This is a genomic window from Oceanidesulfovibrio marinus (genome assembly GCF_013085545.1).
Classification (GTDB): Bacteria; Desulfobacterota; Desulfovibrionia; order Desulfovibrionales; family Desulfovibrionaceae; genus Oceanidesulfovibrio; species Oceanidesulfovibrio marinus.
Window position 1 is genome coordinate 4,382,095 of record NZ_CP039543.1, and the last position, 17,208, is coordinate 4,399,302.

The following is a 17,208-nucleotide window of genomic DNA, read 5'->3' on the forward strand; positions in this document are numbered from 1 at the left end:
AGGTAGGGTTGGTTCGAAAAAGCGTTGCCGTCGGTGATGGCGGTTGTTCCTCCGGGGCTACTTCTTGGACCCGCCGAAAATGGAATCCAGGGCATTGCCGATGCCCTGCTCGATGGATTGTCCCTCGCTTTTGGAGCCGCTGTCTGAGCCGCTGTCCGTGCTGCTTCCGCCACCCAGGATGCCTTCCAGCACCTTCTTGCCGGTCTCGCCCACGCCGCCCAGGGTCTCGCTGCCGGGGATGGAGCCGTTGGTCAGGGCCTGCACGGCGTCCATGGGCGCAGTGATGAGCGTTTGTACGCCCTGGGCCGAGAGCCGCACCAGCTCGATGGGATCGACAAAGATGGAGGGGTCCTTGAGCGGGCCGCGGATGCGGATGGGCAGCACAGAGGCCGAGAGCAGATCCATGGTCGCCAGGTAGTCGATCTGCTGCGCCGGGAGGTTCACATCGCCCCGGCCCTTCACCTCGGCCATGCGCATGGCCAGGAAAAGGTCGTTGTTGGAGACCACGCCGTCCTTGATGGCAAAGGAGCCCTTGAGCTCGGTGAAGCTGGTCTGGCTGGTGGCGCTTTTCACCTGATTGAGGGCGCCGGTCTGCTCGATCTCCAGCTTCTTGGGCAGATCCGAGGCCAGGGGGAAGTCACCGTTGGTGACCAGGAAGTTGCCGCTGCCATTGAGGGTGTTGAGAATTTGCGGGCCCTCCGCGCCTGCGGCCGAGATGGTGAAGGCCGTCTTGGCGGAGCCGCGGATGGCGGCCTTGCCGCTGACGTCCGTGAGCAGTGCGCCCAGGTTGATCCCGGCAAGGGACGCGGTCAGCTTGGTGCGCGGAGCCTGCCCGGTGAGGTCGAAGGAGGCGTCGGCGTCCAGACTGCCGCTGTACAGGTCGGCGCGGATGGGATTGACGCGGTACTTGCCGCGGGAACCCTTCACGGTAAGCGTGAGGTTGGAGAGCGTTGCGCCGCCGGCCTTGAGCTTGCCCATGGAGAGCAGGAGATCCACGTTGGGCATGGTCTTGGCATCGGCCGGTGTTGCTGCGCCGCCGCTGCTTTTCTTGGCGGTTGCGGGCGCGGCCTTTCCGGATGGCGCGGGTGTGTAACGGTCGACATCGAGTGAGTCTATCTGCAGCCGGCCAGAGAGGGACGGCGGAGCCGAGTCCTTCTGCGCCTTTGCCGAGAGCGAGCCCGTGATCTGCGAGTCGTCCAGGTGGATCTCCATGGCCGGGATGTTCAGACCGTTAAAGGAGCTCTCAAGGCGCCAGCGCGCCGAGAGCTTGGTGAAGGCGCCGGAGTCCTTCATTGCCGGCACGCTGATGCCCAGCGCGGCAAGCACCTTGCGGGGGTTGCACTGCGAAAGGGCCAGATCGCCGGCGATACCGCCTTCCTTGCCCGGAGGCATGAAGCGGAAGTTGCCGTTGACTGAAGCGCCGTATGCACTGAACACGGCGTTGTCGAACACCACACCACGGGTCGAGGTGTCCAGGTTGATGTCGGCGGCCACTTTCAGGTCGGCCTTGCCGCCGGGCAGGGCGTTGCCCTCGCCCGTGAACTCGAACTCGAAGCCTTTGAGAAAGACCCGGCCGCTGCCGTGGTCCATGACGACCTTGCTCGATACATCATACGTGCCCGACATGTCCGGAGCCGTGGTCGTGACCTTGCCGCTCAGGGAGAAGTCCGTGCCCAGGGCGTGGTCCTGCTGGCGGATCTCGGACAGGGAAAGCTTCACGCCGCTGGTGGCCACGGAGCTGTTGGTGGCCAGGTTTACGTAGTTGATGGACGCGTCCGTGACGTCCACAGAGGCGACGTCCAGAAACAGGGGTTTGCCTTCTTCCTGCGCATCAGCAGACTCAGGTGCTTCCTGCGCTCCGGCCTGGCCTTCGGTCTGGGGCACGCCCTGCAGAAAATCCCAGTTGCGCTCGCCTTGCTCGCCCTGCACCAGGTTCAGGGTCAGGCCATCCAGCACCACCGCGTCCACAATGAACCTGTTCTTCAGAAGCGGCAGCAGCCTGGCGCGGAACTCCATGCGCTTGACCGTGAAGAAGTTGCCGCTGCCGAAGCTGTCCGGGTTGGTCAGCCGGACATTCTCCATGGTTACGCCCAGCCAGGGGAAGAACGAGACCGAGGCATCGCCGTCGATATGCAGCTCGCGTCCGGTGTCTTCGAGCACGCGCTTGCTGAGGGACGAGGCCAGCTTGGCCGGGTCAACGGTGAGTATGGCGATAAGCAGGCCCACCACCACGAGGACAACGAGCCCCCCTACGATGAACAGGCCGGTGCGTGTTGCTTTGGACAATGGCATGATTGTCTCCGATCAAAACGGCGTTGTTGTTTCGGTCTGTGAACAGTTGCATTCAGAGAAAAATCCATACTCCACGAAGATAACGCAGATATGCGGCCTTGCGCAAGGGAACGTGGCAACACAGCCTCACGCATCATTTTCCGTCGCCAGCCTCTGCCTCCGGCTGCCGGGCACCGGGGGGCACTGTCCCCCGGGACCCTCTGGCCGGGAAATTTAATCCCCCTGACTCGCCCCGTCCTGGGGCCCGCCGCTCCGCGATCGGTTTGCTGCGCTCACCGGCCCAATTCTCCTATCCTGGAGAACTGTGGACCCCCAGCCTGGGGTCCTGTGGACCCAGATAAGGGTCCAGGGAGCGTGAGGGCAGAGCCCTCAAAAAAACAGCGCCAGGGATTACGCCCTGCACAGCTGTTGCAGGATCTCGCGGACGTCGTCTTCCTCAGCCTCGAAGGCTAGGCCCACGCCGGGCAGGGTCCGTCCGTGGCCCCAGGGGATGTGGTGGACCACCCGCGCGGCCACGCGCAGATGGCTGCCGCAGCCGCAGGCGTCCGGAAAGATCACGCTGACCCGCGCACCAGGCGCGAGGGCCGTGGCTGTGACCACGAAACAGCCGTAGGGGGTGTAGTTGGCCAACACGGCGCGTTCCCCTTGCGGCGCCTGATTGCTGGTCAGGATAACGTTGTAGTTGAGCGCGATGCGCTCCATCCGGCGGATGGGCCGCGGCGTGAACGAGCGGCATGGTCCATTCAGGAACGCCCGGAGCGCGGCGACCGGGTCGGGCTCCGGCCCCGGAACAAGGACCGCGCCGTCTTTGCGGCTGTAGCGCATGCGGATGATGGGGTATATGCCGAGCAGCTCGAAGACCCGCTGCTTGTCCGCCCCCTTGATGCGCACCACGGAGGGCAGGTCCAGCACCACGCCCTGGATGGGGGCGCCGCGCAGGACGCTGAGGATGTCCGCCTGGGCGTGGGCCACAAAGCAGTCGGCACCCAGGCTGCGGACCAGGCGGGCGTACTCGGCCATGGCGTCCTCGTCCATGGCGACGATGAGCAGGCGGATGACGTTATTCACGTGCGTTTATTGTGGCTAACATCTTGTGATTTATGAACCTCTCTCTTTTATCTACGCCCGGCCGGCCCTTGCGTCAACCAAGCGCGTACAAAGAGTGAACGCCTTGCATCCCCAGACGGCGCTGGCTCATCAGTCCCAAAGCCGGTACAACGTCCAGCCATGGATCAGAATCGTACGAACCAGGGCGGAACTCCGGCCCTCATGTTTCAGGGAACCTGCTCCAACGCCGGCAAGTCCGTGCTGGCCGCGGCGTTCTGCCGCATGCTCCGGCAGGACGGCTTTCGCGTAGCGCCGTTCAAGGCGCAGAACATGTCGCTCAACTCCTTTGTGACGGCCGATGGTCTGGAGATGGGCCGCGCCCAGGTGACCCAGGCCCAGGCCGCCGGGCTGGAACCGGACGTGCGCATGAATCCCGTCCTGCTCAAGCCCTCGTCCGACGTGGGCTCGCAGGTGATCGTGATGGGCAAACCCGTGGGCACCATGCGCGTGGGCGAATATGTGCGCTACAAACCCACGGCGTTTCAGGCCGCGCAGCGGGCCTATGACTCCCTGGCCGCGGAGAGCGACGTCATCGTGCTGGAAGGGGCCGGCAGCCCGGCCGAGATCAACCTCAAGGCCCACGACATCGTGAACATGGCCATGGCCCAGTACGCCGGCGCGGCTGTGGTTCTGGTGGGGGACATCGACCGCGGCGGGGTGTTCGCCTCCCTGGTGGGCACCATGGAGCTGCTGGAGCCGGAGGAGCGCGAGCTGGTGGCCGGCTACGTGCTCAACAAGTTCCGCGGCGACGCCTCCCTGCTGACCCCGGCGTACGAGTTCATGCAGCAGCGCACCGGCCGCACCGTGCTGGGCGTTGTCCCCCATAGTGATGCCCTCGGCCTGCCCGAGGAGGACTCCGTGAGCTTCAAGAGCGGGCTGGCTCCGGCCTGCGCCCGATTTGCGGACAGGAAATGCGCGGACATCGCCATTGCCGTGGCCGACCTGCCCCATATCTCCAACTTTACCGACGGCGACGCCCTGGCCGGCGAGCCCGACGTCTCCATCTACCGCGCCCGCACGCCGGACGAGCTGGCCGACGCCGACGTCATCCTGCTGCCCGGCTCCAAAAACACCCTGGCCGATCTGGACTGGCTCCAGGCCACCGGCATGGCAGGGGCTGTCACGGCCGCCGCCGCACGCGGCGTGGAGATCGTCGGCATCTGCGGCGGCTTCCAGATGCTCGGCGCAACCATCGCCGATCCGCACGGCCTGGAGTCCGACCGCCTCAGCGCCCGCGGGCTGGGGCTGCTGCCCGTCCATACAACCATGGGCCGGGACAAGACCCTGGTGCGGCAAAGCGCTGTTCACCTGGACACGGAAGAACCCGTGACCGGCTACGAGATCCACCACGGGGCCACCGCGCTGGAAAATGACTCGGCCTCGACGGATCACGAGAGCTCCGGCCCCGCGCACACCGCCTTCCGCACCGAGGACGGCGCCGTCCTGGGCTACGCCTCCCGCGGCGGTCGCGTCTGGGGCACCTACCTGCACGGCGTGTTCGATGCCGACGCCTTCCGCCGACGCTGGCTCGATACCCTTCGCACGCGTAAGAACCTCGCGCCTATCCGTACAATTGTAGCCCCTTACGACATCGAGCCGGCTCTGGACCGCCTCGCCGACCTTGTCCGCCAGCACGTGGACTGGCGCTCCCTGTACCACCGCATCGGCCTGCGCTGAGCATGTTGTTGCTGGGGGACTCTGTCCCCCCGTCTCCCTGCCAGGGGAACACTGTTCCCCTGGACCCCAGAGCTGGGTCCAGGGACCATTGGTCCCTGGCGGGTGCTCGAGGGCAGAGCCCTCGAATTCTCGCGCATTGCCGGATAAAATGCGGATAAATTGGACGCTGTTTCTTGACACAACCACGGTGTGGACACTATAGAATCTGTCTCCATTCGTCGGGAACGAGCTGTTCCGGCGTGTGGGTCATAAAAGGAGAGGTGTCCGAGTCGGCCGAAGGAGCTCGCCTGCTAAGCGAGTATACGGATAACCCCGTATCGAGGGTTCAAATCCCTCCCTCTCCGCCAGCAAAAAAACGCGGGCTATGCAAAAATGCATAGTCCGCGTCTTTGTTTTTGGATTTCCGATAAAACAGGCGACTGCTTTCGTGCGCCATTGCGTGATCCTATTCGTCCCGTTTCGGGTGATGGGGTGGTGTGTCATATGCGCCGATACAACCAAATATGTGCAACAGGTCTGGGGACAGTGGCAGAGAATAGAGGATTCAGTATCGTTCAAAATGACATGTGAATATATATGTGCTAAGTATTTTTCCCGTTCGTAGCCGGCAGGTGTCTGCCACAGGGCATATTCGCACACAACGGCCATACGTGCGAACCCCGTGTTCGTCTGGATCAGCGTTCGTCGGATAGTTGTTTCACACAAGAGATTGCGCGGAGCGTCTGCATGGCAGGCGGTTTCAAAACCTCTCTGCGATATAGTGTTTCTTGGATGCGTCCTTTGAGGAGGAATGTGCATGGGTTGTGCGCCGGTTGTACAGGCATTGCGCCTCGGAACAAGTTTTCTTTGTCGCATGTGTATGACGCTCGTGTTGTTGAACCTCTGCTCTGCTTCGGCACTTGCAGCGACCATAACCGTGACCAATCCGTTCGATACAGGCGCCGGCTCTTTTCGCCAAGCCCTGGTGGACGCGAGCTCGGGCGATACCATTTCATTCGCCATTGGCTACGATTCCACCATCACCGTGTCGTCCTCCCTCCTGGTCAATAAGAATGTGTCGTTGCTCAACAATTCCGGGTACTCAGTCCAGTTGGTGGATGCGACGAATGGACACGGCATTGAGGTCGTATCAAACACTGTTCTGGATATCGGCGGAGCGTCCCCGCTCACGATTGGCGCGTCGACTACAGGTGGTACATCGGCAATCGGGATATACACCCCGTCGGGCGGGTACACGGTCGACAGCCTGGGCGAGAATACCACGATCAACGCGCAGGCGGCGGCATCGAACGCGTACGGCATGTCTGTCAGTACCAGCATCGAAATAGGCACGCTCGCGGGTGCCGTGAACGCCACGAGTACAGACTCCTACGCCTCTGGGCTGTATACGGGTTCCGGCGACATCGACATCAGCACGCTGTCCGGGGCTGTGAGCGCCACGAGCACAGGCGGCTTAAGCCAAGCCTCTGGACTGTCTTCGTCTTCAGGCGACATTAACATCGACACGCTCGCGGGTGCCGTGAACGCCACGAGTGCAGGCTACAACGTCTTTGGTCTGCATTTGAGCTCTGGCGATATCGACATCGGCACGCTGTCCGGCTCGGTAAGCGCCACGGGTACCGGTGGCATCGGCTACGCCTATGGTCTGTATTCGAATTCAGGCAACATCGATATCGACACGCTGTCCGGGGCTGTGAGCGCCACGAGCATAAGCTCAGCCCATGGTCTGTATTCGAATTCAGGCAACATCGATATCGACACGCTGTCCGGGGCTGTGAGCGCCGCGAGTTCCAGCGGGTACGCTTATGGGCTGTATTCGGATTCCAGCGCCATCGATATCGACACGCTGTCCGGGGCTGTGAGCGCCGCGAGTTCCAGCGGGTACGCTTATGGGCTGTATTCGGATTCCAGCGCCATCGATATCGACACGCTGTCCGGTTCGGTAAGCGCCTCGAGCGATAGCCGCCGAGCTTATGGGCTGGATGCAGGCGATGACCTGAGTATTGGTACCCTGTCCGGCACGGTGAGCGCCATGGGCAGAGACACCGCCTATGGGCTGTATTCGAGGCACGGCGGCATCGACATCGGCACGCTGTCCGGATCAGTCAGCGCCACGAGTACAAACGGCAACGCCTTTGGGCTGAATTCGGATGGAGGTGACATCAACATAGATACGCTGTCCGGCACGGTCAGCGCCACGGTCAGCGCCACGGGCGGATACCACGCTCTTGGGCTGTATTCGAGGCACGGCGGCATCGACATCGGCACGCTGTCCGGATCAGTCAGCGCCACGGGCAGATACAACGCCTATGGGCTGTATTCGGGTGGAGGTGACATCAACATAGATACCCTGTCCGGCACGGTCAGCGCTATGAGTACAGACTCCGACGCCTATGGACTGGAAGCAGGCAGTGACCTGAGTATTGGTACCCTGTCCGGCACGGTGAGCGCCACAAGTACCCACTGGTATGCCTATGGGCTGGAAACAGGCAATGACCTGAGTATTGGTACGCTGTCCGGATCAGTCAGCGCTACGAGTACCGACTGGTACGCCTATGGGCTGTATTCGAGGCACGGCGACATCGACATAACCACGCTGTCCGGGGCTGTGAGCGCCACGGGCTCAGGCGACCACAGCGATGCCTATGGGCTGTATTCGGATTCCGGTGCCATCGACATCGGCACACTGTCCGGCGCGGTCAGCGCCACGGGCTCAGGCAACTACAGCGATGCCTATGGGCTGTATTCGGATTCAGGCTCCATCGACATCGGCACACTCTCCGGCACTGTCAGCGCCAGGAGCGAAGATTACAGGGCCTTTGGCATCAAATCCTTTGGTCTCCTCAACGGCGGCGATTCAGCCACGCCCGCGAAGATCACAGGCATGGTCTCGGCAGTTGGCGGTAGCTACGCATCGGCCATAGAAGCAGACGGTGCGACGAACCTCTATGTGGCCGGCACACTGTACGCCGAGGACACCTCGGGAGGCGGCAACGCCTGGGCCGTGAAGACCGGGGGCGCGGACGACCTCCTGACCCTGGCCACAGGCGCATCCATCACCGGCATGGTGGACCTGGGCGGCGGCGCGGACATCCTGACCCTGCTTGGCTCCGGAACCGCCACGGACCAGTTCATGAACATCGAAGATCTGGTGGTGGGCGACGGCTCCGCTCCCACGCGCTGGGAGTGGGGCGAGGGCACGGGAACCACACACTTCGACGCCGTGGACATCCTGTCCAACGCGGCGCTGCAGGTGGGAGCCGGCGCGGTTATCAACAGCCCGGTCTCGGTCCATGCCGGCGGCACCCTGGGTGGCTACGGCACCGTGGCCGGCAACGTAGTGAACTCGGGCACGGTGAGCCCTGGCGGCTCTATCGGCACCCTGACCATCAATGGCGACTACACCCAGACCGCCGGCGGCGCGCTGTTCATGGAGCTGGGCACATACACCCAGGACCAGCTCGTCGTGACCGGCGCGGCGAACCTCGACGGCGCCCTTATTCTTGTGCCCGAAGCTGGTGCGCTGTTCCGCGGCGGCACGAGCTGGACCGTGCTTACCGCGGACGGCGGTATCAACGGCGGGTTCCGTTCCACCTCCATACTTTCCAGCTCGCCGACACTCACCTTCCAGAGCACGCAAGCCGGTGGCGTCCTCAGCGTGAGCACCTATCGCTCGACGCCGTACACGGCCTTTGCCCTGGGCGAACGCACCATGGGGCTGGCCCAGTTGCTGACCTCGGCAGCGGGCGATGCCACGGGCGAGATGGCCGAGATGCTGGCCGGGCTGGACTTCTCCTCCGGAGCCGAAATCAGCTACGCCATGGAGTCGCTCTCGGCCGAGTCCTACGGCGCCTTCAGCCAGAGCGCCCTGGAAGGCGGCCGGGCCCTGACCGCGGCCCAGCGCGCCGGCCTGCGCAGCGGCGGCGTGGCCCCGGGCCGCACCTACATCGGCGACCTGAACCAGGGCGGCGGCACCAGCGATGCCCCACAAAGCACGGGGCTGGCCGCGGACGAGGCGGGCGCGACCACGCCCGAGCTCACCGTGTTCCTGGAGCCATTCGGCATGCACGCCAACCAGGGTTCCAGCAGCGACCGCGTAGGCTACGACGCCATGACCTGGGGCCTTGCCGCCGGGTTCCTCTACCACCCGACCGAGAACTGGACCCTGGGCATCGCGCCGGGCTTCTTCTCCCAGAGCCTGCAGGAGGACGGCCCGGGCGACGGCGATGGCAGCGTGGTGGAGTGGTCCGTGGCAGCTTTGATTGGCTATCAGACAGACGATTTCTATATGGATGCCATGGCCCGCCTGGGCTTTGACAGCTTTCGCTCCAACAAGGATCTGGTGCTGCCGGGCATGCCGCGCTCGGCCGACGCCCGATGGAATGGCACCAACCTGACTTTCGCCCTCGGCGGCGGCTACGACTTCCACGCCGGCGGCTTCACCTTCGGCCCGGTCGGCTCCCTGGCCTGGAGCAACCTGCACGAGGACAGCTTCGAGGAAAAGGACGCCGGCCTGCTGGGCCAGCACATCCGCGCGCGGAACTCGCAGTCTTTGAATACGGAGCTGGGCGCGCGCATCACCCGGACCTTCGAGAGCGAGTACGGCGATATCACGCCGGAGCTGCGCATGGTCTGGAACGCCGAGTGGCTGGACGGCGGCCGCAGCATCACCTCGTCCTTCATCGGCTACGCCGGGGGCAGGTACTCGGCGCAGCTGGCCGACCAGCGCTACCATTCCGGCCTGCTGGACGCGGGGCTCACATGGGCCGTGACCGACCGGTTCAGCATCGTGGCGCGGACCAGCGTGGAGCTTTTCCGGCCGGACCACGACTCCCTGTCCGGCAGCCTGCGCCTGCAGTACGCATTCTAGGGCAGGGCGGACAGCGCAACAGCGCGCACTGCTCTACACAACCAAAGAGAAAGGGGATGGTCGATTGGCCATCCCCTTTGTTTTTGGAGCGTATTGCGCAGGCGGCCGAGGCCGCGAGCTCAGAGTCGCGTGTGTCTAGCGCGGCGTCACGTCCAGGATGGCGTTGCCAGTGGTTTTGGCCACGGGAATGGGCGCGTAATCCGAGCGGGTGAAGTCCAGCGCCTTGAGGTCGATGGACCGCAGAGTCTGGTCGTTGTAATCGGCAAAGTAGAGCACGCGGTTGGTCAGGTCCTCGATGGCGATCCACTGCGTGTAGTCGGCCATCTCACCTTGCTGGCTTTTCTCGCGGCTGACCCCCGGCATCACGTCCACCTGATTCAGCAGGTGCCGGGCGAAGATCACGGCGTCCTCGGCCTTTTCCGGCTGGTAAGCGAACTTCTTGAGCACGGCGGTGCGCACGAAACGGGAGGGCGGGGTGCAGTCGCCCGGCAGGCCGAGCAGGCCGGAGCCGTTGCCCGTGCCGGCAATCGCCACGCCGTCCAGCTGCAGGTCCTTCTGCATCCACGGCGAAAGGTTCACGTAGTTGCGGAGGTTGGCCCACTGCATGGGCAGCGGCGGCTCGTTGGTCATAACGCCCAGCGGGTTGTCGTAGATGTTCAGCTTGCCGTCGATCCATTCCGCCACCATGCTGTTTCCGTCAGCGTCGTGCACGGCAAGATGCAGCACCGGCACGCTGTCCAGACCGGGCAGGCTTTTTCCCCAGACTATCACCTCGGGCAGGGCTTTCTTGACCTCGGCCACGGTGCTGAAGCTGCCGAGAATCCAATCCGGCACCAGGCCGATGTCCAGGGCGCGTTCCTCCTGGCCTTTGGGCACAGTTTGATACCCCACGGACGGGAGCCAGAGAACCTTGGCCGAAAGGCCTTTTTCGTTCATGCCGTCAGTGGAAACACTTTGCCCGAGGACGGAGAATCCCAGAAAACCGTAGCGTTGCGTCCACTGGAACCTCTTCGCCTTTCCGGGCGCCTCGGAGGTCCACTCCTTGCCCTGGGGATACACGGTTACCTGGGCCTGGTCGTTGACGGCAAAGTCCATGGAGCGGCCGTTGATGATGGCGCCGTCTTTGGCCTGCAGCACAAAATCCGTGCAGGCTATGGCCGGCGCGGCAATCAGGAGCAGGACCAACATGGGAATGAGAATGCGTAACACGAAAATGTCTCCTTGTTTGAGGAATGCGCACAGCGCCAGGGCAACGGACTCCCGGGCCTGGCGCATTCGAGCGTTACAATGAGCTGCACGCCACAGGCGATGTCGCGGCGCAAACCCGTTGCGTCTGAACGTAGGTATGAAGCAGCCTCTCAAGAAATAAGAGGCCGGAACAGAGCGACACCATATACCCCATCATCTTCCCAGACCACCCCTTTGTGCGCTTGAACACAGGGGTCATCGCCGTGTCGGTTCGGGCGGGCCGGCGGTGTTGGCCTGGTCGTGGTCAGGCCGGAGATCTGCTCGATTGGCGCGGCAGTGGGGTCGTGGGGCCGGGCTTTGTGAGGGGCAGTGGCGGGATGATCACAAACCCCTATTATGTCATATCTTGTAATAGTGTTTTGCTTATGTATCTTGGGAATACCGTCAGATCGGCTTGTCGCGCTTGTCCACCAGCAGGTCCGTGTCGAGGGCGGGCAGCAGGCCCATCTCCTGATAGATCGGCCGCATCACTGCGCGCACTCTGGGCAGTTGGCGCGTGAACCAGACCGTGCCGAGGAGGCAGATGGAGCCGCTGAGGATAACGGTGTGAGGCGCTCCTATCCGGTGGGCCAGCGCGCCCTCCAGCAGGCTGCCGAACGGCATCATGCCGAAGAACATCATGGTGTAGTAGCTCATGACGCGGGCGCGTTTATCGTCCGGCACAAGCGTTTGGATGATGGTGTTGCTGATGGCCAGGACCTGCGTCATGCCGAACCCGACAAGGGGCATCAGGAGCAGCGACAGCCACAACTTATCGGAGAGGCCGAAGAGAATCAGCGCACACCCGAACAGGGCCGAAGCGATCTGGAGCATGCGTGTCAGCCCGACAACCGATCGGCGGAACATGAGGGATAGCGCCGAGATCAGCGCGCCGACTCCCATGGAGCCGGTCAGCCAGCCCAGGGTGTCGGCGCCGCCGTGCAGCACCTTGGCGGCAAAGATCGGCATCAGCACGGTGTAGGGGTAGCCCACCAGGCTGACGAGCGCGAAGAGCAGCAGGATGGTGCGGATGGGGATGAATGTGCGGACGTAGTCCCAGCCCTCGCGCAGCTGGTCGATCATGCGCGCCTTGTTGCGCTGCGTGTTCTGGACCGTGATGCGCATCATCAGCAGGGACGCGATTACGGCGAAGTAGCTGACGCCGTCGATCAGGAAGCACCAGCCTTCGCCGACAATGCCGATGACCACGCCGGCGATGGCCGGGCCGATCAGCCGTGCGCCGTTCACCATGGAGGAGTTGATGGCGATGGCGTTGTCCAGGTCGTTGCGGTCCCCGAGCATCTCCACGAGAAAGGCCTGGCGTCCTGGCATGTCGAACGCGTTGATCAAGCCTTGAAACGTGGTGAGCAGGATGACCTCTGTGAACGTGATGCTGCCCGACAGCGTGAGCCCGGCCAGGATCAGGGACTGCACCGCGGCGGCGGCTTGGGTGCAGATCAGCAGCTTGCGACGGTCCAGGCCCTCGATCCAGACGCCTGCGAACGGCGCCAGCAAAAACGTGAGGATCTGCCCGGCAAACCCGGTGATGCCGAGCAGCACCGCGGAGTGGGTCAGGTGGTAGACGAGCCAGGCCGTGGCCAGCCGCGTCATCCAGTTGCCGATGAGCGAGATACCCTGCCCGGCGACAAAGAGCTTGAAGTTGCGGTGCCGCAAGGCCCGCCACATGTGCGAAAAAGAGCTGCCGAACGAGGTCGTGCGATCGTCGGCGCAGCGGGAGTGTGTGGTCATAATGTGCTGAGGCGCTTGATGATCTCGGTGGCGGCAAACAGGGTGTCCTGTTCCTCTGCATCGAGCTGGGCAATGGCGTGCGCCAGCCATGTCCGTCTGGCGTCCCGGGCGCTGGTCCGGATGGCGACGCCTTTCTGGGTGAGGGCGATATGTACGCTCCGGCCATCGGTGGGGTGCGGCAAGCGCTCGACAATCCCCATGGATTCGAGCCCTGCGATGAGGGTCCGCATGGACTGGGGTTTCATGCCTTCGTCGCGCGCCAGATCGGCAATGGTCGCAGGCCCTTCCTTGAACAGGCGTCCGATAACGACGACCTGGGTCCAGCTGAGCTCGTGCGAAGCGCCGGCCGCGCGAATGCGTCGCACCAGCTGCCGCATGGCCTGGCCGAACTCACGCACAGAGCTGTCGAGTGGCTGTTGTGTCATGGGTAAAAGCTATGGAACAAGACAGGCAGACTTGCAAGTTAAACTTACAAGTTTGGCTGTCTTGTTGGAGGGGGAGGAGGGGATAGCTAAATCATGGCTACAACGACCTTATTGTCTTTAAGAAATTTCAACGAGTTGCGAGTTGAGCGTAGATCTTTTGTTGTGTCAGCGTGCATGCTATAGCTTTTTCAGCCAATAAGTTTGTAATATCTGATGTATAGGACGGGACAATGAGGGGTAATATTATTTCGTATCTGGATATGTGCAAGCGTGAAGGTGTGAGCCTGCAACGTGGAATGAATTTTAATGCAAACAATCAATATTCTGTCATATTGATGTCGGTAAGGAAAAATTCACCATATAGGGATGAGATTAAAGAAAATGGGGCAGTATTAATTTATGAAGGTCATGATGTCCCAAAGGGTAAAGGAATTGATCCTAAAGTAATAGATCAAGAAGGAGAGGTAAGTTCTGGAAGACTCACAGAAAACGGGAAGTTTCATTTAGCGGCTCAAGAATATAAAAAGAATGAACAGACGCCAAGAATTGTCCAAGTCTATGAAAAAATAAAACAAGGTATTTGGTCAGATAACGGATTATTCAAGTTGGTTGACTCATGGATGGAATTCGATGAAATTCGGAATGTGTATAAATTTAAGCTTCGGGTTATGGAAGAAGGAACACATAGTCACGAGAATAATACAGAGCTTGTTCAAGTTGAGAGGAGTCGAATCATCCCAACACAAGTGAAACTAGAAGTGTGGAAAAGGGATGGAGGAAAATGTGCAGTATGTGGTGCAACAGATGAACTACATTTCGATCATATTGTCCCATTCTCGAAAGGTGGAACATCGTTAAAAGCGGAAAATATTCAATTGCTTTGTGCAAGGCATAATCTGCAAAAACGAGATAAAATCCAATAGACTTAGTCGCATTACTTAGAAATAGTCTGTACAGAGATAGTATTCACCTGACACTCCGCCCCTGGCGGGGTGATGGCTACGCTGCTTCTTCTTTTTCTACCTCTGCCTCGTCGGTTACGATGCCATCCAGGAACGCCTGGTAGGGCACTCGGCCGTCCATGCCGCGGCCCTGATGGGTGCGTTCCCGGTTGTAGTGGTTCAGGTAACTGTCCAGATCCTCTTGCATTTCCTCCACCGATTCGTACCACTTCTCGCGGCCCTTGATGCGGAAATGCTCGTCGAGCAATGTCCGATGCAACCGCTCCACAAAGCCGTTGCTCTGCGGCCGGCGAACCTGCGTTGTCCGGTGCTCAATCCCTTCTAATTGCAAGAACAATTCGTACGGATGCTTGTCCGGGCGACCGCAGAACTCGCGACCGTTGTCCGAGAGAATCGTCGAAATGCGCGCGATGTGCTCCTCGAAGAACGGCAGCACGTCCTCATTGAGCACGTGAACCGCGGTAACCGGCAACTTGGTGGTGTAGAGTCGGCCCCAGGCATAGCGGCTGTGGCAGTCGATAACCGACTGCAAATACACGCGTCCAACGCCCTTGAGCGTGCCCACGAAGAAGGTGTCCACGGCCACAAGATCGCCGGTGTGACGCGTCTCGATGTGCCGGTCGCGAAACTCGGGACTGAAGCGCTCCAGGACGCGGATTTGTTCGTCCGAGAGCTCCAAACGCTGCTCTCGCACGCTCTTCTCCAGCCGCAGCAACCGCTCGTGGCGTGTGAGCAAGCCGTGCCGGCTCCAGACGCCGCGGACACCGCCGGAGCTGACCTGGACGCCTTGCAGGACAAGCTGTTGGGCGACGCGGAGCGGTCCGTGCGTGGGGTGAGCCAAGCAGTAGTCGAGAATGGCCTGCTCGACAGCCTCGTCGACGCGGTTGGGGTGCGGGCCTCGCGGCCCGGGCAGGCGGTCCAATAGACCTTCGGCGCCGAAGGTCTGGTAGTTGCGCCGGATCTCGTAGAACTGCTGCCTGGAATAGCCCATGATTTTGCACGCTTTGCTGACGTTGCCCAATTCAGTGGCCAGCTCTAGCAGACTCATCTTCCTTCGTGCTACTTTGCGTTTCGTGGTCATGGCGTTCTCCTCGAAAGGGTTCGTGAAGCTTCGCAACTCCATCGATACCCAGCCAGGGACGGCATGACCACAACCTTTTGGTGGCCCAGGTGTCAGGTTATATCCATCTCAGTTCAAATAGTCTTCAAAGGATCATCCAAGATTTCAAGAGCATATCCACACATCTCGCCATACCACCCCGCCTTCCGCTCGGACGCAGAAGTGATCTCTTCGTAGGTCTGGAGCAGGCCGGCGGTGCAGGCCTGGGCCATGGTCAGGTGGGACATCTGCTCGATCTGCGCGGCAGTGAGGCCGCCGGCAGCGGCAATGTCCGGGGCGCAGGCCGGGGCGATATACCCGGCGCGCGGCTCATCACGAGGTTTTTCATTGCGAGGCCCGTCGCCTGGTTTATCGTCGCGTGGTTCATTGCCTGGCTCAGTGCTTGGCACCTCGCGTAGCTCGCCACGTGGTTCCTTATCCGGAAACTCGCTGAACACCGTGATCAGCCCGGCCAGAAAACAGCCGCACGGTGCCTCGGAGACGCGCGAGGCGGCATCGTCACTTCCTGACATTCGAAGCGCCTGAGCCACGCCGCGCTGCATCTCGCGCAGGTAGGCGGCCTGGTACACGCCGCCCCAGCAGCGCACCCCGCGGGCCATGGCCAGGGTGGTGTAGCTGGTGAACAGGCTGGGGCTGATGCGCCCCTCGGCCAGGGCGTGCAGAATGGGCTCCGGCGTCAGCGCCACCTCGATGCGGCCGCCGTCCATGGTTCGCGCGGCCAGGACCGGCGCACCGGGTTTCGCAGAGCCGTCTTCGATGCGCATGGGCAGGTGCCGGCCGCCTGCATCCACGGCCCAGAAAAACATGGTGCCGGTCCCGCGCAGGTCGCCGTGTTGGATAGTCCGTCCCTCGGGCAGGGTGCATAGCCGTTCCAGCCGCTCGCAGTTCCAGCAGCCGATAGCGCCGTCCAGGGCGTGCAGCAATGATTCACGCACGCCAGGGTCGAAGAGCAGCGCCGCCACCAGGGAATCCCGCCGCAGGTCCCGCCCCAGCACCGCGGCGACCACGCGCTCCATGTCCAGGTAGGCCAGGGCCGGGGCCTGCCCACGGATTTCCGGCGCAAAGAGCCGCGGCCAAAGCCGGGCGTTGAGCAGCACAGCCTGGTCCGAGAACGTGGGCTGGGCCAGGACGTCCTTGCGCAGGCACTCCTGGGTGATGAAATCCCGCAAAAATCCATATTGTGAATGGGTGAGCACGCTTTCACGCATCAGCCTTTCACAGTACTTCAACGCAGTGTTGAAGCGTTCCTTGTTCAGTGCCGGGGCTGCGCCTGCCGCGCAGGTGCGCAGTGCGTGCGGGAAAAAGGGGATGCGCACCTTGGCCGGGTTGGCGTCGTCCAAAAGGTCAGGCTTTTTGGCCAGCACCATGCCGCGCGGAAAGGTGACGCTGCCCTGGGGCACGCCGGAGCACGCCAGCACAGGCAGCACGCGCGGGCCGTCGCTGCGGCCCAGCAGCGCGGGCAGGGCAAAGGCGATGGTGGAGTGCACGGACTGGTGCAGAGTGTCCAGGCCGTGGTGGTTGGCGGTCAGCGCGCTGGGGGAACGCTCCAGCTGCTCGCGCAGGGCGCATGCGACGTCCTGACCCAGAAGCGGCGCGGCGATGCGCTCTGCCGCATCGAGAAAATCATCCAGGGGCTCGATGGCCGAGGCCGTTGGTTTCGGAAAGAAATCGCGGGAGTACTCCGCCAGGGTCGTGTCGCCGCACTGCGTAAGGGCTGCGGTCAGGCCCGGCAGCCGGGCCAGGGTGGCCGTGACGAGCTCCGGTGCGGCGGACACGGCC

General features: G+C 62.2%; 10 protein-coding genes and 1 tRNA gene. 4 read left to right on the forward strand and 7 right to left on the reverse strand.

Annotation, left to right across the window (positions count from 1 at the left end):
* Positions 1 to 57 precede the first annotated feature (57 nt).
* Positions 58 to 2,292: an AsmA family protein gene (locus tag E8L03_RS19215; RefSeq protein WP_171268229.1), complete on the reverse strand. Its 2,235-nt coding sequence runs from the start codon at positions 2,290 to 2,292 to the stop codon at positions 58 to 60.
* 390 nt (positions 2,293 to 2,682) lie between these two features.
* Positions 2,683 to 3,360, reverse strand: a complete 678-nt coding sequence (locus E8L03_RS19220) for a PilZ domain-containing protein (protein ID WP_171268230.1) — start codon at positions 3,358 to 3,360, stop codon at positions 2,683 to 2,685.
* Positions 3,361 to 3,519: 159 nt separating this feature from the next.
* Here E8L03_RS19220 and E8L03_RS19225 point away from each other — a divergent pair, with 159 nt between their 5' ends.
* From E8L03_RS19225 to E8L03_RS19235, 3 genes are all read left to right on the forward strand, one after another.
* A complete protein-coding gene (locus E8L03_RS19225; RefSeq protein WP_235896745.1) occupies positions 3,520 to 5,076 on the forward strand; it encodes a cobyric acid synthase in 1,557 nt (518 codons plus the stop codon).
* A 254-nt stretch (positions 5,077 to 5,330) separates the two neighbouring features.
* Positions 5,331 to 5,423: transfer RNA gene (locus tag E8L03_RS19230), tRNA-Ser, on the forward strand.
* Between the two features lie 569 nt (positions 5,424 to 5,992).
* Positions 5,993 to 9,946, forward strand: coding sequence for an autotransporter domain-containing protein (locus E8L03_RS19235; protein WP_171268231.1), 3,954 nt, complete (start codon positions 5,993 to 5,995; stop codon positions 9,944 to 9,946).
* 135 nt (positions 9,947 to 10,081) lie between these two features.
* On the opposite strand, the gene E8L03_RS19240 is transcribed toward E8L03_RS19235, so the two are convergent.
* From E8L03_RS19240 to E8L03_RS19250, 3 genes are all read right to left on the reverse strand, one after another.
* Entirely contained in the window at positions 10,082 to 11,155 is a 1,074-nt protein-coding gene (locus tag E8L03_RS19240) for a linear amide C-N hydrolase (RefSeq protein WP_171268232.1), read from the reverse strand.
* 423 nt (positions 11,156 to 11,578) lie between these two features.
* Entirely contained in the window at positions 11,579 to 12,922 is a 1,344-nt protein-coding gene (locus tag E8L03_RS19245) for an MFS transporter (RefSeq protein ID WP_216367919.1), read from the reverse strand.
* The gene (locus tag E8L03_RS19250) at positions 12,919 to 13,347 is read right to left on the reverse strand and encodes a MarR family winged helix-turn-helix transcriptional regulator (RefSeq protein ID WP_171268233.1); all 429 of its coding nucleotides are present in this window, start codon (positions 13,345 to 13,347) and stop codon (positions 12,919 to 12,921) included. The genes E8L03_RS19245 and E8L03_RS19250 overlap by 4 nt, the downstream gene beginning before the upstream one ends.
* A 230-nt stretch (positions 13,348 to 13,577) precedes the next feature.
* Between E8L03_RS19250 and E8L03_RS19255 the strand changes: the two genes are divergently transcribed.
* Complete coding sequence (locus E8L03_RS19255; protein WP_171268234.1) at positions 13,578 to 14,270, forward strand: HNH endonuclease; 693 nt, start codon at positions 13,578 to 13,580, stop codon at positions 14,268 to 14,270.
* Between the two features lie 76 nt (positions 14,271 to 14,346).
* Here E8L03_RS19255 and E8L03_RS19260 read toward each other — a convergent pair whose 3' ends face one another.
* Entirely contained in the window at positions 14,347 to 15,390 is a 1,044-nt protein-coding gene (locus E8L03_RS19260) for an IS481 family transposase (protein WP_171267324.1), read from the reverse strand.
* 113 nt (positions 15,391 to 15,503) lie between these two features.
* Positions 15,504 to 17,204: a hypothetical protein gene (locus E8L03_RS19265; protein WP_171268235.1), complete on the reverse strand. Its 1,701-nt coding sequence runs from the start codon at positions 17,202 to 17,204 to the stop codon at positions 15,504 to 15,506.
* Positions 17,205 to 17,208: the final 4 nt, after the last annotated feature.